Source organism: Pseudomonas sp. RA_15y_Pfl2_54, from assembly GCF_963971015.1.
Classification (GTDB): Bacteria; Pseudomonadota; Gammaproteobacteria; order Pseudomonadales; family Pseudomonadaceae; genus Aquipseudomonas; species Aquipseudomonas baetica_A.
On sequence record NZ_CAXAPN010000029.1, the window covers coordinates 53,870 to 69,414 of the forward strand.

Genomic DNA, 15,545 nt, shown 5'->3' on the forward strand with positions numbered 1-15,545 from the left:
CAGCCTGCAACGCATATGATTGTCAGCGAAGGGCGGCGGGATCGAGCTCGATTTAGCGTTCCCCCCGAGCGTTATCGCCATGAGGCTGGCCGGCTTCGAAAGCCTCGGGTAGGAAGCGATTTAAACCAGGTGTCCACCTCAACCCTAAACGCTTCCGAAAACGTGCATCGGTAGTTCCGTGCTGGAGGGTACAGATCTTCGCCCTGGAAGTTACGCAGGTAAGCGGGTATCTCCACCGCATTGGCTCCCCAATAAACGAACTCTTCTCCGATAAGCACATTGTCGGAGCCAAGATCCCTTACCAGGTTAGCTTGGTTGATGAGTCCGCCGTCAAAGCTGTGATGGGAGTCTTCCTGGACCCATGAATCGTTCACGACGTGATAAATGTTGTCCCCATACGCCATGCTATTGCTTGAGTACAAATCGGGCCGTTTTATTCTGAACCTCTCGTCCTCCCAGTATTCCTGAAACGAAAGCTTCTGAGAGACCCTCATTACAAAAATGAGTTTTTCCGGCAGGTTCAGTCCTACGCTGCCACAGCCAACCACAATATCGCCTACTCGGGCAGCCTTCCTGATTTGAGGTTTGCATGTTCCCAGCGTGCAGATGCCATGAAATGGGTTTGGTGCGAAGCCATAATCCCTCACCAGCTTGTACGAGAAGACCTTTGGGACTGGGCTCATTGACACTTGACCCGGTTAATATCTCGTTTAGGACTCGGGGAGCCATCAGCCTGCTCCCAGACCTGCTTGCCCTGGATCACATCTTTCAATTGCGGGCTGTCGATGGTGAGTACAGAACTGGCGATGTCATCGAATATTTGCGGTAGGGATTCAACATTTTCGGCGACAGCAACAATTTTTTTACCTGACGCCCCTGCGTGGCCCGCTGCGGCTGTCAGGCAGTCAGAGCCTTCTTCCGGGATCAGAAAAATGCAGATGGCTGCATTGTCGATGCAACTTTTGATTTCTTCGGGTATAGCCCCTGCCGCCTGCGCTGCTTCCACGACTTCCTGCTCAGCCTCGGCTGTGCAAACGTCAAAACCTTCCTCGAAAAGCTGCTGAGAGACTGACTGCGCTTCCGCGTCCATTCCTGTAGTGAATACGACGCACGCTTTTTGACTGCTCATGATTGGCCCCCCTTCTACTGCCCGGTATCGGTTGTTTTTATTTCTGATCAACAGTGATCGGTGGTCGGGGCCCGAGTTTGGTTCGTAGCCGACGACTTGGGACCGGCATGCCGTAATGCCGCTCAATCAGCCCACCTGACGACTTTCACTATTCGTCGTCACCCTCGCGAAAGCTGATCGTGTGATTGTCGAAGTCGGCGGTGATGTACCCTTTCCGGGAGGTAGAGAGCTTCCGGAAAATATCAAACCCTTCCAAGATCGCTTTCTCCCATTGCCACAAGGCGCATCGCTCGACTTCGTAACCCCTTACGAACTCTTGAATCGATTTCAACAGGTCGTAGTCGATGTGATCGACATCCTCAAACAGATCGCACTCAAGACCGCGGCCAAAAATGAACGTGGCCACGCCTTCTTCTATGAGGATGGCCCTAGCGCCGTCTTGGTTTTCGTCTAGGTCAGGAACACTTTTGCGCTTGAGGTGAAGAAGAGCTCTTAGGACAGGCGACCAGCCTAGATGCACGGCGAATGCGATATGGAAAACATCGTGAAAACGATAGTCATCACGCTCCATTTTGTTGTCGGTAAGGCGATCGCCAATGATGATCTTGTTGCACTTTTGAATGACGTACTGCTTACCGCCAATGTTCTCTTCGGCGATGAAAAACTCTAAATGCGAGGGCAGCCTTTCATTTTTTGGCATGTCCGCATCAATTTTTGGGGGATAGGTAATCTCCCCAGGCCAGCGGCTGAACGTTTTTTTGAGGTTCCCAAGGGCGGCCGCATCCATATCCACCCCGGCAGAGTCTGCAGCAGCAACCAGTGCTCGGAAAATGTCCACCAGATGCGCCGAAAGCTTGTCCCGATTTCTAGTGAACGTGTCGTTCTTGAAATCGTTTAGCAGGTCGCCTACGCATCCCGCGAGCGTTAGAACTTGGGCGCTAAAGGCCTCTTCCGAGACAGGCTTCTCAACCTGACTTTGCATGTCACCAAATACAAGGTTTGGCTCCGAAGGCTCAACGATGTCCCAGTCTTCGATTTCTCGGAAGACCCGTTGAGAAAGCGTGGATAAATCGAGTTGAGCACGGGATGCGAGGTTTGAAAAGTACCAAAGCACATCGCCAAGCTCCTCGAGAATGATGGCGTTGTACCTTTTGAACGCCGCCCGATCACGCTGTCGTTTTTTAAGTGCGCTCAGCAGACTACCTACCTCGCCGAACAAGCCTAGGATCGTAAGCTCCAAGCCCGTATCCGGGAGTTTGTCCGTCGTCTTAGCGATTTTTTGATAGGTGCTTATGCTCATGGTCCAGTCGTCGCTCACTTCAGGAGGAAGGACTACGAACTGTTCAGGCACTTGAAGGGGGTCGTGGCAATTGCCCAATTGAGGAGTAGTGTTCGCGTCCATGCGGCCCTCCGGCCAGAAGTCTCAGTACAAAACCGTGAGAAACTTTAAAGCTGTCTCTTTGCTACCATCATCATGAGGTATCGAAACTGATTTGCACAACCCCCCAGAACGGGCCGAGTGGGTTGGGCCATAACGCGGCAGAGACTTCTGTGCGGTATCTATTTCGTTCCCACGTCCGTAGGACACTCATCGTAACGCCCCTTTACTTGAATCGGCCGATTTCTGCCTGTCGCCACCGGCACGGTATGGGCAGCCCACCCAATCATAGCTATAACGCGTGCTGCTCCACTCTGACGCAAACGGAATGGTCAAGTTGAATGCCATTTGCGTGGTATTCCAATTGGTATTCCAACTAAAAAAAAGAACCGTCATTAATCTTATAAATCAATATCCTACTGAACCGATTCAAATTACCCCGGCCCACCAACTCTCAACGACAAAGCCCGCCCCGTGCGGGCTTTGTCGTATCTGGGCATCTGATTCAAGCCAGTTTTTACGGTTTCCCAGCAACGCTTGCGCGGTGTTCTGCCGATCACACCTCAGCACCGTTTCAATAGCTCATCACCGACTCACTAGTGCAGCTTAGGTGCCAGGTTGGACGGGTGTGCGGCGCCGGATCTATGCTTCGGGGCACAGAGGCAATTACCCGAAGGACGCTCATGAATATCTGGCTCGGCGCCGTACTGGCGGCCCTCGTTTCACTGACTGCCCACGCTGCCACCACCGACAGCGCGCCTAGGATCCAGCAGGTCGTCTACAAAAGCGGCCATGGCAGCGTGCAGTTCAAACAATCGATCAAGGGCTACAAGACGGCGCAGTACAGGCTCAATGCCAAGGCCGGGCAGCTCCTGACGGTGGACTTCAAGCCCTCCAACACCTCCGCCTACTTCAACATCACTGCCAAAGGCGCCGATTACGCGCTGTTCAACGGTTCGATGATGGGCAATCACTTTCTCGGCTCGTTACCCGCCGATGGCGAATACACGGTGCAGGTCTATCTCATGCGCAATGCCGCTCGGCGCAATGAAGTGGCCGACTACAACCTCTCGCTGATTCTCGCCAACGGCGACGCTGTGGATAACCACGCGCTCTTTGACCAGAACCTGGCGTTGCAGGGCATCCACTTTCATGTGCAGGCGACTACTGTCGACGGCAAACCCACGTTGCGCATCGAACCCAAGGGGTTGGAAATCGACAACTCGGCGATGACCCGACCGCTTAACGGCGAGATCGTCCGTGCCGAAGTCGCCGACCTCAATAACGACGGCTCACCTGAGATCTACGTTTTTACGCGCGCCTCCGGTCGTGGCATGCCGGGAGAATTGATTGCCTACTCGGCCAACCATAAAAAATCCCTGAGCGTTATTTACCTGCCGCCAGTCAGCGACAATCCGAATACCGCCGAGGGGTATCAGGGAGAGGATTCATTTTCTGTGGTGGAGAACGGGCTGGTACGGCGGTTTCCGCTCTACGACAGCGCCGACGCCAACGCGGGCCGGACAGGAAAAATGCGCCAGGTTCAGTACACGTTGGACGCTGGCGAGGCGGGCTGGATTTTACGGGAAGATAAAGTTACCGAGCGCTGACAGGCATACGGGAAGGTTCTTACACGCAACCTCGCTTCCTACATTTCGCATCCTAGGAAATTTCCCTCAATACGCGTCGACTTTCATGAACTGGTGAACAGATTTTCAGGGGATTACCCTCCACGATTGCTGCCATCCAGCGGACGGTTTGACAGCCGCAACCGCAGAGATTGTTCATTCCACGGAGCTACGTCATGAAAAAAATCACCCGACTTACGCTTGTTGGACCGGTATCTGCCGAGGCGCAAACAGCCGGCCTGAAACCGCAACCCAACGCCACCAGCTCGAACCGATGCAATCCCCGCCGCACCATCCCCCTCAAGCAGATGCTCAGCGTACGTGACGACGTCGACACGACAACCCTGCTGGCGCATGCCAGTGACCTCCTTGAGTCCCTTGCGGTCATCAGCGCCAACTTTGCTGATGAGTTCGACGGTTCCCAGCGCCATGTTGCGGTGGCTATAAAGCAACTGAGTGCATTGGCCGAAATCGTGATCTGTCGGGTGCGGGACAATCTTGATCCCCATCGATCGTGCGCCACCCCCGACCCTGAAGTTCGCCACTGACGGGCAAAACCTGCACCGGCCTCGTTGTCGACCTGTGTTTTATCGACCGGTGGAACGACATCGAGACAGCGCCTCGAGATGAATTTTTCTTCACTGCTGCCGCTGCGCCAAACCGGTACAGTCCACTCGCTCATTCAAGAAACTACGGTTCGCCCGCACTCTCCCGCGGGCTTTTTTTTGCCTGGTGTTTACGCTCCCTTTGCCACCATCGCTTGCCGTACTCCAGGTTATTGCGCGAACCTGCCAGCAGACTTCTCGCCAACCGGAGCTCCCGATGTCGCTGCTGACCTTGCCCTGCCAACGCCTGACGCTGGCCATCCTTGCCCCGGATCAGGCGGCATTGGAAAGTGATTTCTACCAGCGCAATCAACGCCATCTCGCGGCGTGGTCGCCGATCCGGACCACCGATTACTTCTCCACCGAACAGATTCGCCGCCGCCTCGACATTCAGGCCAGCGCGTTTGAAGCGGGACTGGCGATGCATTTCGCCCTGCTGACACCCGATGACCAGCAGATGATCGGTGCCTGCAATTTCAGCGGGATTATTCGCGGTGCGTTTCAGGCGTGTTATCTGGGTTATCACATCGACGAAGCGCATCAGGGCCAGGGCTTGATGCAGGAAGCGCTGGAGGCGGCCATCGCTTACATGTTCGAGACGCAGAACCTGCACCGGATCATGGCCAACTACATTCCTGGCAACGATCGCAGTGCACGCTTGCTGGAGCGACTGGGGTTTGAGCGTGAAGGCTACGCCAAGGCGTACCTGAACATTGCCGGACGCTGGCAGGATCATGTGCTGACGGCGTTGGTCAATCCGGCCTTCGAAGCGCCGGATCAGCGCTGGTCACGACGCCTGGCGTGAAATAAACGCTGACGTTCACAATTTGTTAAGCATTGGCGACGTATGCTCAGGTTTCCCGCCCCTTCCGGTTGCCTGAAACCCATGTCGCGTGCCGCCACTTCGCTGTTTCTGCTTGCCGCCCTGCTGTTTTTCTTCGCGCTGGGTAACCATCAATTGCAAGGCTCCACCGAGGCTCGCGTCGCGGGGATCGCCATGGAGATGCACCTGGACAATGACTGGGTAACCCCACGTCTGTTCGGCGAACCGTTTCTGGAAAAACCGCCCCTGAGTTTGTGGCTGGACGCTGGCGCCATGCGCGTGTTCGGTGTTTCGCCGTGGGCGGTGCGATTGGCGTCAGCGGTTGCCGGGTTGCTCAGCGTGATGTTGCTGTACGGCATGTTGCGTCGCTTCGAACGGCCAAAAATGGTCGCCTGGACGGCAGGAATTCTCCTGGCAACCATGGCCAGTTACTGGAGCAACGTGCGCGGCGTTGGCGAAGATGCCCTGCTCGCGCTCGGCGTGACCACGGCGTTGCTGGCGTTTTTCCAGGGGCAACGCGCATCGAGCGTAGGCAATGCGTTGCTGTTTATCGTCGGGATTGCCATCGCCACATTGAGTAAAGGCGTGCTCGGGCTGGCGATGCCGGGGGTAGTGATTTTCGCTTATCTGCTGGCCGACAACCTGATGGACAAGCGCTTGAAGGTCGGCGACTGGCTAAGGCCCGGGTTGCTCACGGTAATCGGGCTGATTCCGCTGCTGATCTGGCTGGCCGTACTCTATCAGCACAGCGGCGTGCAAGCGCTCAAGGAAGTGCTGCTGACCAACAGTGTCGGACGCTTCAGCGGATCGTTCGTCGAGGCCGGGCACTACGAACCGTTCTATTACTACCTGGCCAAACTGCCCGAAGCCTTCCTGCCGTGGAACATTCTGGTGTACCTGGGGCTGTGGCATGTGCGTAAAGAGCTGAAGGCCAATCGTTACCTGCTGTTTTTCAGCCTTTGGATCATCGTGCAATTCATCATGCTGAGCCTGGCATCGAGCAAGCGCACGGTGTACCTGATGTCGATGACACCGGCTGCTGCGGTGATTGCTGCGGAATACGCAGGCGTGCTGTTTGAGCGATTGAAACGGCACGAAACTGCCACCGGGTTCGTCGGAAAAATCGCCCGTCATCGTCAGACACTGGCAATGAGCATCCTCACGCTGGTGATCGTCAGTTACCTGGGCGCAGCGCAATGGGCGCTGCCCCACGCTGATAAAAAACTCTCTTTCCTGCCGCTGACCGCACACATTCAGACGCTGCAGGCCGAAGGGCATCAGATCGCCCTGTTTCAGGCCAATGAACGTCTGGGTGGCGCTACCGTGTTCTACACCCAACGCGTGCTCAAGGGGTTGGATACCGATGCACAGTTGAGAGACTTCCTCGCCGCCTCTTCCTCCCACGTCGCCATAATGGCGGCAGACCGCGAACCCGCTGCGCCGTTGAAAGTGCTCAAGACGTTGATGGTTGGAAAGCAGGCGTACTACTTCGTCGGGTATTGAACTAGCGGGAGTACAAACAAGAAACCCGCCAGTAAAAGGCGGGTTTTCTGTAGCGATCGCAAAGACTCAGACAGACGCTTCTGGCTGCGTGCTGAAGGCCTGAGACTGCTTGTCCAGCACCGGCAACGCCAGCCGTGCCCACCCATAAAACGCCAGCGCCGTCAGCAAACACGCCAACCACACGAAGATTCCAGCCCAGAACGTGTGGGACATGTAGTGCCAGCCCTGCAGAACCCGCGTCGTGCCGTAGACGAAACCGAGCAACAATGAACCCCACAGCAAGGCACTGGAAAAACGCCACTGATAGCGACGCGCTACGAAATACAACGCCAGCATGGTGAAACCACCGGACGCATGGCCGCCCGGCCAGCAACGCCCACTACCCGCTTCATGGAACAGCTGGAAATTGCTGTACCACTCGATATGGGCCATTTTTCCGCCATACAACGTCGTCTCGATCGGGCAGTAAACACTGGTGTGCGACTTGAGGAAATGGATCACGCCCGTACACACCGCGAACGCCACCACCACAAACAGAAAGTCCCGACGGTGATCAGCGGTGAATCGCAGCACGGGAGCGACTTTGCTGCGCTCCAGAAACGCGCCAAGTCGAGGACGCTTCTGTGCATTGACCAACGGCCAGACCACCGACAGCATCGCACCGATCAGGGCGATTTCCGCCGTCCAGTTGGGAATGATCCGCGCCCATTTGTGCGTGAGCTTTTCAAAGAAGTGGATTTTGTCGAGCGGGAAGGTCTGGGTCAGTGGATCAAACAACAGATTGCTGAAGGCGATGTCGATTTTAGTCATGTCGAACATCAGGAACACCAGCGCCGCGCAGGCAAGCGGAATGCCGAAGTTATAAACGTAGAAGCGGGATTTCATCGGGTATTCACCGTGCGCCAGTCGGAAGCCTCAATAAAGCCGAGCATTTTCGGAGCCGCCGGGCTGGCAGCGGAAACAAACAGTGAAGCGCCGTAACCCAGGTTGGATGTCGGCACTTTCAGATCTTTTTCCAATTGCCCCATGCACTCGCTGTGGGTCACCAGAATCAGGTTACGACCGGGGATCTTGTGGGAAAGCGCGTCCTGCAACATGTGCCCCTTGCAGTTCATCAACCAGTCTTCGCCACTGGCGGCCCGATTGAACATGTAACCGGCCGTCTGCACGGTGCGCAGCGACGGGCTGTTGTAGATGTCGGCGTTGTTCAGGCCCAGTTGTTCGAACTGTGCACCGACACTGACGGCGGCACTGCGCGAACGGTCGGTGATGCCGTCATGGCCGATCAGGCACGGCGCACTGGAGTGATCGCAGCGCTCGACGTGGCGCACCAGCACGATCATGTCGCCCTTGGCCCACCCCGCCGCCAACGCCTTCGCACCGGCCACGTTGCCGTGGGCCAGATCCGGCACCGACGCCGGTGCCAGCAACCAAAGGGTCAGTGGAATCACCAACACCGAGGCCGCCAATACGACCCAAGTGTTTCGAAAACGCGCCAAACCGCTCAGATCAATCGAGCGCTTGGCGCCGAACAGACTCAGTCTCAGTTCCACAAAAACCGCCTCGCCAGCCAGCATCACTTGTCATTCGATGCGGCGAAGCTACAGACACCCGTGTGGGCAGCCAGTGAAACCCATGTGAAAAAAGTCTTGGGATCGGCTTGTTACAAATTCCGTCGGACAAAATCCTTTCAGCTCTCGGATTTACGGCCGATACACACCTGCTACACCCTTGCTGGCTCAAAAAAACAACAATCTTCCAGCCTAACCGACGATCAAGAAACCCAACGTTTCTGGAGGAATTGTGATGAATAGCTGGTTCGGTAACATCAGCGTGAACCTGAAATTGGGATTGGGCTTCGGCCTTGTCCTGGCACTGACCTGCGTACTGGCCCTGACCGGCTGGACCAGCCTGGGCAGCCTGATTGACCGCAGTAACTGGATGAGCGACATCACCCAGCTCAACGCCGGCCTGACCAAACTGCGCGTGGTGCGCCTGCAATACATGCTGACCAACGGCGACGAGACCGCCGCGCAGAATGTGCAGACCACCCTCGACGGTTTCGCCGCACAACAGCAACAACTGATCAGCAGCTTCAAAAGCCCGGAAAACGTCAAACTGCTCAAGGAGCAGGCCGCGACCATCGCCGAGTACCAGACGTCGCTCAACAAAATGCGCAACGCCTACCGCACCGGTAACACCGCGCGCGAGACCATGGGCGCTAACGCCCAGACCGCTTACAGCCTGATTGAAGCGATCAGCACCCGCGTCCACCAGATGGCGATGAGCGAACAGCGTTTCGACCAGTTCCAGGCCATCACTTTCGCCAAGGAAGCGTTCATCCTCGCGCGCTACGAAGTGCGTGGCTACACCGCCACCACCAACGCCGAAACCGAGCAGAAAGCCATCGGCCAACTCGACGCGGCCATCGCCAGCCTCAAGCCACTGAATGTGCATTTCGGCGATACCCAGCAAGATGCCTTGCGTCAGCTGGAAACGGCGCTGATCAACTATCGCAGCGCGCTGATGGCCTACAAGTCCGCCAACAGCGAAGCCGTGCAGGCACGCAAGGAAATGACCGATCAGGGCAGCACTATCGTGAACCTGAGCGAGCAGTTGTATCAGATCCAGCTTGATCGCCGCGACGCCGAAAGCGCCCAGGCCCGCACCCTGCAACTGATCAGCACCCTGCTGGCTCTGCTGGTGGGCATCATTGCCGCCGTGATCATCACCCGTCAGATCACCCGCCCGCTGCAAGACACCCTTGCCGTGGTCGAGCGCATCGCCAGCGGCGACCTGTCGCAAAACGTGGTCGTCACCCGCCGCGACGAACTCGGTGTACTGCAACAAGGCATCGCCCGCATGGGCGTGACCTTGCGCGACCTGATCAGCGGCATCCGTGACGGCGTCACCCAGATCGCCAGCGCCGCCGAAGAACTGTCGGCCGTGACCGAACAGACCAGCGCCGGTGTCAACAGCCAGAAAGTGGAGACCGATCAGGTCGCCACTGCCATGCACGAGATGACCGCTACCGTGCAGGAAGTCGCGCGCAATGCCGAAGAAGCCTCACAAGCGGCCGCCGTTGCTGACGGCGAAGCCCGTGAAGGCGACAAGGTTGTGAATGAAGCCATCGCCCAGATCGAGCGTCTGGCCAGCGAAGTGGCGCGCTCCACCGAGGCCATGAGCGTGCTGCAACAGGAAAGCGACAAGATCGGCAGCGTCATGGACGTGATCAAAGCCGTGGCCGAACAGACCAACCTGCTGGCGCTCAACGCTGCCATCGAAGCGGCACGCGCCGGTGAAGCCGGTCGCGGTTTTGCCGTGGTGGCCGACGAAGTCCGTGGTTTGGCTCAGCGCACACAGAAATCCACCGAAGAAATCGAAGGCCTGGTCGCCGGCCTGCAGAACGGCACACAGCAAGTGTCCACCGTAATGAACAACAGCCGCGCGCTGACCGACAGCAGTGTTGCCCTGACCCGCAAGGCCGGCTCGTCCCTGGAAAACATCACCCGCACGGTGTCGAACATCCAGTCGATGAACCAGCAGATCGCCGCCGCTGCCGAACAGCAAAGCGCCGTGGCCGAAGAGATCAGCCGCAGCATCATCAACGTGCGCGACGTGTCCGAACAGACCGCAGCGGCGAGTGATGAGACCGCCGCCTCCAGCGTTGAACTGGCGCGGTTGGGTGGTCAGTTGCAGCAGATGGTCAGCCACTTCCGCGTCTGATTTCATCACCTGAATACCATCTACAACAAAGCCTTTGGCAACAAAGGCTTTGTTGTTCAGAACATCTAGTGCTTCGTTTTTATGTCCGTACCTACGCGCGACTGACTTTTATGTTACGACCTTCGAAGTCTCCTCCATCTAGATCATCAATAGCACTTTGGGCAGAGACGTCGTCTAAAAAAGTCACAAAACCAAACCCACGAGACCGCCCTGTTTCTATGTCCCTAATTATAATCGCGTCTTCAACCACGCCATAATTAATGAATACGCTTCTCAGCGAATCGTCCGTAGTATTAAACGAAAGGCCACCTATAAAAATTTTCACACTCATGGTTCGCACCTCTTGGCTTGCATATGTTAGTTCCACTCGCACGCCGAACATAACAATCCCGAAAAATTTTTACACCTGTAAGAAATACCAGGTTTTTAGACGAATTCAATCTAACCGTTATGCTGGAGTGGTATGAGGATTAGCACGAATAAAACAGCTTCAGTCTCGTATTCATAGATCCGCTACGTCACCTGTGCAAGAAGTGCCGCCGTATGGTCCTCGCGGTCTGCATATGCGCAGAGTTCATCAACAAGTTTCACATGTCTTTGAAGTTCCCCCGCGTTTTTTAGCTGATCATGGCAAGCCGATAACGGAACGAACAAGCTAGTTATATTATTATCCAGACTGTTACTCACAAGTGAAGTACCGCTTTATGAAACACAAAACTATCGATTCAGCATCAACTAACACCCACTGGTTTCTGCATCTCGTCTATACATGAACTTTCCAACCATCAGACCGACATCTTAATCCTATCCTTTACACGTCAAGCTCATTTCTTTTCATTGACAACAAGTTCTAAAAACAAAGTCGTAAACGAAGCCATCGCGCAGATCGAGCGGTTGACCAGCGAAGTGGCGCGCTCCACCGAGGCCATGAGCGTGCTGCAACAGGAAAGCGACAAGATCGGCAGCGTCATGGACGTGATCAAAGCCGTTGCCGAACAGACCAACCTGCTGGCGCTCAACGCTGCCATCGAAGCGGCACGCGCCGGTGAAGCCGGTCGCGGTTTTGCCGTGGTGGCCGACGAAGTCCGTGGTTTGGCTCAGCGCACACAGAAATCCACCGAAGAAATCGAAGGCTTGGTCGCCGGCCTGCAGAACGGCACACAGCAAGTGTCCACCGTAATGAACAACAGCCGCGCGCTGACCGACAGCAGTGTTGCCCTGACCCGCAAGGCCGGCTCGTCCCTGGAAAACATCACCCGCACGGTGTCGAACATCCAGTCGATGAACCAGCAGATCGCCGCCGCTGCCGAGCAGCAAAGCGCCGTGGCCGAAGAGATCAGCCGTAGCATCATCAACGTGCGCGACGTGTCCGAACAGACCGCCGCCGCGAGCGATGAGACCGCCGCGTCCAGCGTTGAACTGGCACGCTTGGGTGGTCAGTTGCAGCAGATGGTCAGCCACTTCCGCGTCTGATTGACCAACTGACGAAGAAGCCCGCTACCCCACCCATTGGGTGTGATAGCGGGCTTTTTTGTGGGCGCTGTTGAACAGCAACAGAAGCCGTCAGCTCACCCACGGATCAATGATTTCAACACCACTTGACTCAAAATCCTTCACGTTACGAGTGGCAATCGATGCGCCATGTGCGCGGCAGATCGCGGCTATTTGCGCGTCAGCCATCGACACCGCGCGGCCCTTTGCTTCGCAATCAGCAACCAATGTTGCGCACTCAATGGCGGCATGAGCATCGAACGGCAAAATGCGCCCGGCAAAGTCCTCTTCGAACATGGCCATGGCATGCGTCTCAAGTTTTTGTTTGCGCTTGCCAGAGGGCAGGCGCGCGATGCCGTGAAGTATTTCGGCCACGGTGACAGCGCTGATTGCCAGATCCTTCGCCGGCTGCGCATCCACCCAGGCAAGCACCCGGGTTGCAGGCTCGAGGCGCATAAACTCTGAAAGCACGTTGGTATCGAGCACTATCATTCAGAAAAATCCACGCCGGTGGCTTTATCTGAACGCGCGGGTAGATCCAGCTCCACGGCCCCCACATCGCTGAACCTGTTGCGAATCCGACTGCCAAGCCCACCCGCGCGATCAACCGTCGCCAAGGCTCTGCCCAGAATCAGGCGTGCCTCTTCTTCCATGGAATGTCCGTTATGCGCCGCAGTAATGCGCAACTGCTCCTTGAGCTTCTCATCAAGGTTTCGGATTGTGATGCTGGCCATGACGCCTCCTGCAATCAATGAAATCATTGATTGCAGGCTAACACATCCCGCCTTGCTGAGATTTGGCAATCTTCCCAGTGGCAATTACACCCTCAGCGCATTCCACGTCTGCAATTTACTTCAGCCATGCTTTCAAACTACCTTTCAGGGCATTCATTCGCTCATGCAGGCTTTGATCATGCCATCGCTCGGCTTCACCTCCGTTCCGCCCCTGCTCAAATACCTGCGCCATGCCGAGCGACTGGGCATGGCCATTGAGCCGGCATTGGCAGCGGCCGGGTTGCAGGCGCAGCAGTTGAGCGACAACAGCCTGCGCCTGCCGGGTGAGGCGCATGAAAAACTGCTCGATTATTTCTGCGAACACTCGGGCGATCCGTTGTTTGGGCTCAACGCGGCAACGTTCGTGCTACCCAACTCGTGGAGCGTGCTGGGTTACATCACCATGAACTGTGCGACGCTGGGCGATGCCATGAGCCGCATCATGCCGTTCGAGAAACTGGTCGGCGACATGGGTGTGAGTCGCACCGAAGTGCAGGACGGCCATGTGCACCTGATCTGGACTTGCCGCTATCAGCGCCCGCAGATTCGCCGGCATCTGGTGGAAAACGTGCTCGGTTCGTGGCTGCACTATGCGCGCTGGATTGCTGATACGCCGATGTCGCCCGCCGCTGTCTGGCTGGAACATTCGCGCCCTGCCGAGGCCACGTTGGTGCAGTACGAAGCGTTTTTCGGTTGCCCGGTTTTGTTCGATCAGGCTTATTCAGCGTTGATAGTGCCGTTGGCGTATCTGCAATTGCCGTTGCGCCAGGCCGATGCGCAATTGCTGCGCACGCTGGAAGAACATGCGATGGGGTTGATGGCGACGCTGGAGGATGCGTCGCTGGCGCTACGCGTGAAAACCATCCTGCGCCAATTGCTCAAGGAAGGTCTGCCGCGCAAGGAGCAAGTGGCCGAGCAGTTGGCCGTGTCGGCGCGTACGCTGCAACGTCAACTGCAACAGGCCGGCACCTCGTATCAGCAGATTCTCGATGACCTGCGTCAGGAACTGGCTGAGCATTACTTGCTCAACAGCAACCTGCCGATTCAGGACATTGCGCAGTATTTGGGTTTTACCGAACCGCGTTCGTTTCACCGCACGTTCAAGCGTCGACGGGGGATGCCGCCGGGGGAGTTTCGGCAGATGCATCGGGGCTGACTGTGCGGGCCTCTTCGCGAGCAAGCCCGCTCCCACAGGGGCTCTATGTCGTACACAAAATCTGTGTCCACTGACGATCCAGTGTGGGAGCGGGCTTGCTCGCGAAGGCGTCAGTCGCAGCACCGAAATCCGACAGGCAAATCCTTGATCTCTGTAGTGCAATAAACCCTTCGCAGCGCACCTGTTTAAAGACATCCGGTGTTACGTCCGACAGCCTACAAATCCTTGCGCCGCTGCCTACGCCTGCGCCAGAATCCGCCGGCTTGTGCGCCCCGGAGCCCATCGGTAACTTGAGTCCGTCACTGATTTCCAGTGATCGGGTTTAGTAGCCCGTGGTAATTCTGCTGGTCGTACATTCATCACAGGTGCTCCCGTACCTGAGCTTGATGGTGGCTGTACGTAGGGCGCTTCGGCGCGCCGGCTTAAGCTGAGTTCCCCGGTCTACTAACCTGCGTACAGCTGCCTCCCTTTCGTTTAGTAGCAAAAGGGTTGACGCTCAATGAAGGGAACACAGCTCATGTTCAAAGTAACGCCCAACCCGCCGGTCACCGACACGGTCTCCCCCTACGAATCGCCCGATTCAAAGAAATTCCACGAAGCCGCCGAGCGCGCCCTCGACCATTACCTCAAACCCGCCGACCAAATCATGGCCGCGCCGTACAAACCCAACGCGCTGTACATGGCGCACCCCGAGGCCGACACCGAATCCCTGCTGGCCGATGCCAGTGAAACCCTCGGTTCGGCCACGGTCATGATCAACAACCATGTGGCGCTGGTTGAAGGCACGCACCGCAAGACACTGCAAGGTATTGCTCAAGTGGTGATGCTGGCCGAATTGGCCGTCAATCGCGTGTTGGACACGTTAGTGCCGACTGAGTAACGAAAAAGCCCGCAGTCAAACCCTCACGGTTTGACTGCGGGCTTTTCTGTGCAGCTTAAAACGGTTTCAAACACTGATCGCGTTGGTAAACACCAGCCGATTGCCAAACGGGTCGGCAATGGTCATGTCCTGACTGCCCCACGGCATGGCCTGGATCTGAGGGTGCGAGAATTTGTAATCCCTGGCCAGCAGTTGCTGCTGAAACGCCTCCAGCTCATCCGTTTCAATCCGCAGCGCCGAACCCGGCGTCGCATCACCATGATGCTCGGACAGATGCAGCACGCACTCCCCCCGCGACACTTGCAGATACAACGGGAAATTCGCTTCGAAACGATGCTGCCAGTCGATCTTGAAACCGAGAAAGTCGACGTAGAACTCTACGGCTTTGGCTTCATCGAAAATACGCAGGATCGGAGTGGTTTTGCCGAAGCTCATGGGGGGCTCCCTGACTGA

Annotated in this window: 17 protein-coding genes and 1 pseudogene; 9 read left to right on the top strand and 9 right to left on the bottom strand. The window is 56.5% G+C overall.

Annotated elements, in window-relative coordinates; translation table 11 throughout:
* Positions 1–71: 71 nt before the first annotated feature.
* The 3 genes from AACY50_RS20335 to AACY50_RS20345 all read right to left on the bottom strand — a co-directional run bounded on the left by AACY50_RS20335 (position 72) and on the right by AACY50_RS20345 (position 2,531).
* On the bottom strand, positions 72–683 hold the full coding sequence (locus AACY50_RS20335) for an Nmad2 family putative nucleotide modification protein (RefSeq protein WP_186574433.1): 612 nt from the start codon (positions 681–683) through the stop codon (positions 72–74).
* Complete coding sequence (locus AACY50_RS20340; RefSeq protein ID WP_133634532.1) at positions 680–1,129, bottom strand: hypothetical protein; 450 nt, start codon at positions 1,127–1,129, stop codon at positions 680–682. Before AACY50_RS20340 ends, AACY50_RS20335 begins: the two co-directional genes overlap by 4 nt.
* Positions 1,130–1,277: 148 nt before the next feature.
* Positions 1,278–2,531, bottom strand: a complete 1,254-nt coding sequence (locus tag AACY50_RS20345) for a nucleoside triphosphate pyrophosphohydrolase family protein (protein WP_186574431.1) — start codon at positions 2,529–2,531, stop codon at positions 1,278–1,280.
* A gap of 659 nt (positions 2,532–3,190) precedes the next feature.
* Here AACY50_RS20345 and AACY50_RS20350 point away from each other — a divergent pair.
* The 4 genes from AACY50_RS20350 (at position 3,191) to AACY50_RS20365 (ending at position 7,066) form a co-directional block, all read left to right on the top strand.
* Entirely contained in the window at positions 3,191–4,117 is a 927-nt protein-coding gene (locus tag AACY50_RS20350) for a hypothetical protein (protein WP_339539054.1), read from the top strand.
* 194 nt (positions 4,118–4,311) lie between these two features.
* On the top strand, positions 4,312–4,683 hold the full coding sequence (locus AACY50_RS20355) for a DUF6124 family protein (RefSeq protein ID WP_339465462.1): 372 nt from the start codon (positions 4,312–4,314) through the stop codon (positions 4,681–4,683).
* Between the two features lie 274 nt (positions 4,684–4,957).
* Entirely contained in the window at positions 4,958–5,545 is a 588-nt protein-coding gene (rimJ, locus tag AACY50_RS20360; protein ID WP_339434255.1) for a ribosomal protein S5-alanine N-acetyltransferase, read from the top strand.
* A gap of 81 nt (positions 5,546–5,626) precedes the next feature.
* Positions 5,627–7,066, top strand: coding sequence for an ArnT family glycosyltransferase (locus AACY50_RS20365; protein ID WP_339539055.1), 1,440 nt, complete (start codon positions 5,627–5,629; stop codon positions 7,064–7,066).
* A gap of 66 nt (positions 7,067–7,132) precedes the next feature.
* Here AACY50_RS20365 and AACY50_RS20370 read toward each other — a convergent pair whose 3' ends face one another.
* Both AACY50_RS20370 and AACY50_RS20375 read right to left on the bottom strand, forming a co-directional pair.
* Complete coding sequence (locus AACY50_RS20370; RefSeq protein WP_339539056.1) at positions 7,133–7,951, bottom strand: phosphatase PAP2 family protein; 819 nt, start codon at positions 7,949–7,951, stop codon at positions 7,133–7,135.
* Positions 7,948–8,619, bottom strand: coding sequence for a histidine phosphatase family protein (locus AACY50_RS20375; protein ID WP_339434258.1), 672 nt, complete (start codon positions 8,617–8,619; stop codon positions 7,948–7,950). The genes AACY50_RS20370 and AACY50_RS20375 overlap by 4 nt, the downstream gene beginning before the upstream one ends.
* A gap of 388 nt (positions 8,620–9,007) precedes the next feature.
* Between AACY50_RS20375 and AACY50_RS28845 the strand changes: the two are divergent.
* Positions 9,008–9,934, top strand: a pseudogene (locus AACY50_RS28845) (methyl-accepting chemotaxis protein); the annotation flags it as partial.
* Positions 9,935–10,078: 144 nt separating this feature from the next.
* The gene (locus AACY50_RS28850) at positions 10,079–10,792 is read left to right on the top strand and encodes a methyl-accepting chemotaxis protein (protein ID WP_445261497.1); all 714 of its coding nucleotides are present in this window, start codon (positions 10,079–10,081) and stop codon (positions 10,790–10,792) included.
* A 91-nt stretch (positions 10,793–10,883) separates the two neighbouring features.
* Here the strand turns inward: AACY50_RS28850 and AACY50_RS20385 are convergent, their stop codons facing one another.
* Entirely contained in the window at positions 10,884–11,123 is a 240-nt protein-coding gene (locus tag AACY50_RS20385) for an RNA recognition motif domain-containing protein (RefSeq protein ID WP_339539057.1), read from the bottom strand.
* A 575-nt stretch (positions 11,124–11,698) separates the two neighbouring features.
* Here AACY50_RS20385 and AACY50_RS20390 point away from each other — a divergent pair.
* On the top strand, positions 11,699–12,265 hold the full coding sequence (locus AACY50_RS20390) for a methyl-accepting chemotaxis protein (RefSeq protein WP_445261498.1): 567 nt from the start codon (positions 11,699–11,701) through the stop codon (positions 12,263–12,265).
* 90 nt (positions 12,266–12,355) lie between these two features.
* Here AACY50_RS20390 and AACY50_RS20395 read toward each other — a convergent pair whose 3' ends face one another.
* Both AACY50_RS20395 and AACY50_RS20400 read right to left on the bottom strand, forming a co-directional pair.
* Entirely contained in the window at positions 12,356–12,775 is a 420-nt protein-coding gene (locus AACY50_RS20395) for a type II toxin-antitoxin system VapC family toxin (protein ID WP_339539058.1), read from the bottom strand.
* Positions 12,772–13,017 carry a FitA-like ribbon-helix-helix domain-containing protein gene (locus AACY50_RS20400; protein WP_221730516.1) on the bottom strand — a complete coding sequence of 82 codons (246 nt, stop codon included), beginning with the start codon at positions 13,015–13,017 and terminating at the stop codon, positions 12,772–12,774. The genes AACY50_RS20395 and AACY50_RS20400 overlap by 4 nt, the downstream gene beginning before the upstream one ends.
* 178 nt (positions 13,018–13,195) lie before the next feature.
* Between AACY50_RS20400 and gliR the strand changes: the two genes are divergently transcribed.
* A complete protein-coding gene (gene gliR / locus AACY50_RS20405; protein ID WP_339539059.1) occupies positions 13,196–14,212 on the top strand; it encodes an AraC family transcriptional regulator GliR in 1,017 nt (338 codons plus the stop codon).
* Positions 14,213–14,729: 517 nt separating this feature from the next.
* Positions 14,730–15,092: a DUF6124 family protein gene (locus AACY50_RS20410; RefSeq protein ID WP_339434146.1), complete on the top strand. Its 363-nt coding sequence runs from the start codon at positions 14,730–14,732 to the stop codon at positions 15,090–15,092.
* 66 nt (positions 15,093–15,158) lie between these two features.
* On the opposite strand, the gene AACY50_RS20415 is transcribed toward AACY50_RS20410, so the two are convergent.
* Positions 15,159–15,527: a glyoxalase superfamily protein gene (locus AACY50_RS20415; RefSeq protein WP_339539060.1), complete on the bottom strand. Its 369-nt coding sequence runs from the start codon at positions 15,525–15,527 to the stop codon at positions 15,159–15,161.
* Positions 15,528–15,545: the final 18 nt, after the last annotated feature.

Bases quoted from the DNA above. Each gene is read 5' to 3' on its own strand.
- AACY50_RS20335 (WP_186574433.1), bottom strand. From the start codon at position 683: ATGAGCCCAGTCCCAAAGGTCTTCTCGTACAAGCTGGTGAGGGATTAT.
- AACY50_RS20340 (WP_133634532.1), bottom strand. From the start codon at position 1,129: ATGAGCAGTCAAAAAGCGTGCGTCGTATTCACTACAGGAATGGACGCG.
- AACY50_RS20345 (WP_186574431.1), bottom strand. From the start codon at position 2,531: ATGGACGCGAACACTACTCCTCAATTGGGCAATTGCCACGACCCCCTT.
- AACY50_RS20350 (WP_339539054.1), top strand. From the start codon at position 3,191: ATGAATATCTGGCTCGGCGCCGTACTGGCGGCCCTCGTTTCACTGACT.
- AACY50_RS20355 (WP_339465462.1), top strand. From the start codon at position 4,312: ATGAAAAAAATCACCCGACTTACGCTTGTTGGACCGGTATCTGCCGAG.
- rimJ (WP_339434255.1), top strand. From the start codon at position 4,958: ATGTCGCTGCTGACCTTGCCCTGCCAACGCCTGACGCTGGCCATCCTT.
- AACY50_RS20365 (WP_339539055.1), top strand. From the start codon at position 5,627: ATGTCGCGTGCCGCCACTTCGCTGTTTCTGCTTGCCGCCCTGCTGTTT.
- AACY50_RS20370 (WP_339539056.1), bottom strand. From the start codon at position 7,951: ATGAAATCCCGCTTCTACGTTTATAACTTCGGCATTCCGCTTGCCTGC.
- AACY50_RS28850 (WP_445261497.1), top strand. From the start codon at position 10,079: ATGCACGAGATGACCGCTACCGTGCAGGAAGTCGCGCGCAATGCCGAA.
- AACY50_RS20385 (WP_339539057.1), bottom strand. From the start codon at position 11,123: ATGAGTGTGAAAATTTTTATAGGTGGCCTTTCGTTTAATACTACGGAC.
- AACY50_RS20395 (WP_339539058.1), bottom strand. From the start codon at position 12,775: ATGATAGTGCTCGATACCAACGTGCTTTCAGAGTTTATGCGCCTCGAG.
- AACY50_RS20400 (WP_221730516.1), bottom strand. From the start codon at position 13,017: ATGGCCAGCATCACAATCCGAAACCTTGATGAGAAGCTCAAGGAGCAG.
- gliR (WP_339539059.1), top strand. From the start codon at position 13,196: ATGCCATCGCTCGGCTTCACCTCCGTTCCGCCCCTGCTCAAATACCTG.
- AACY50_RS20410 (WP_339434146.1), top strand. From the start codon at position 14,730: ATGTTCAAAGTAACGCCCAACCCGCCGGTCACCGACACGGTCTCCCCC.
- AACY50_RS20415 (WP_339539060.1), bottom strand. From the start codon at position 15,527: ATGAGCTTCGGCAAAACCACTCCGATCCTGCGTATTTTCGATGAAGCC.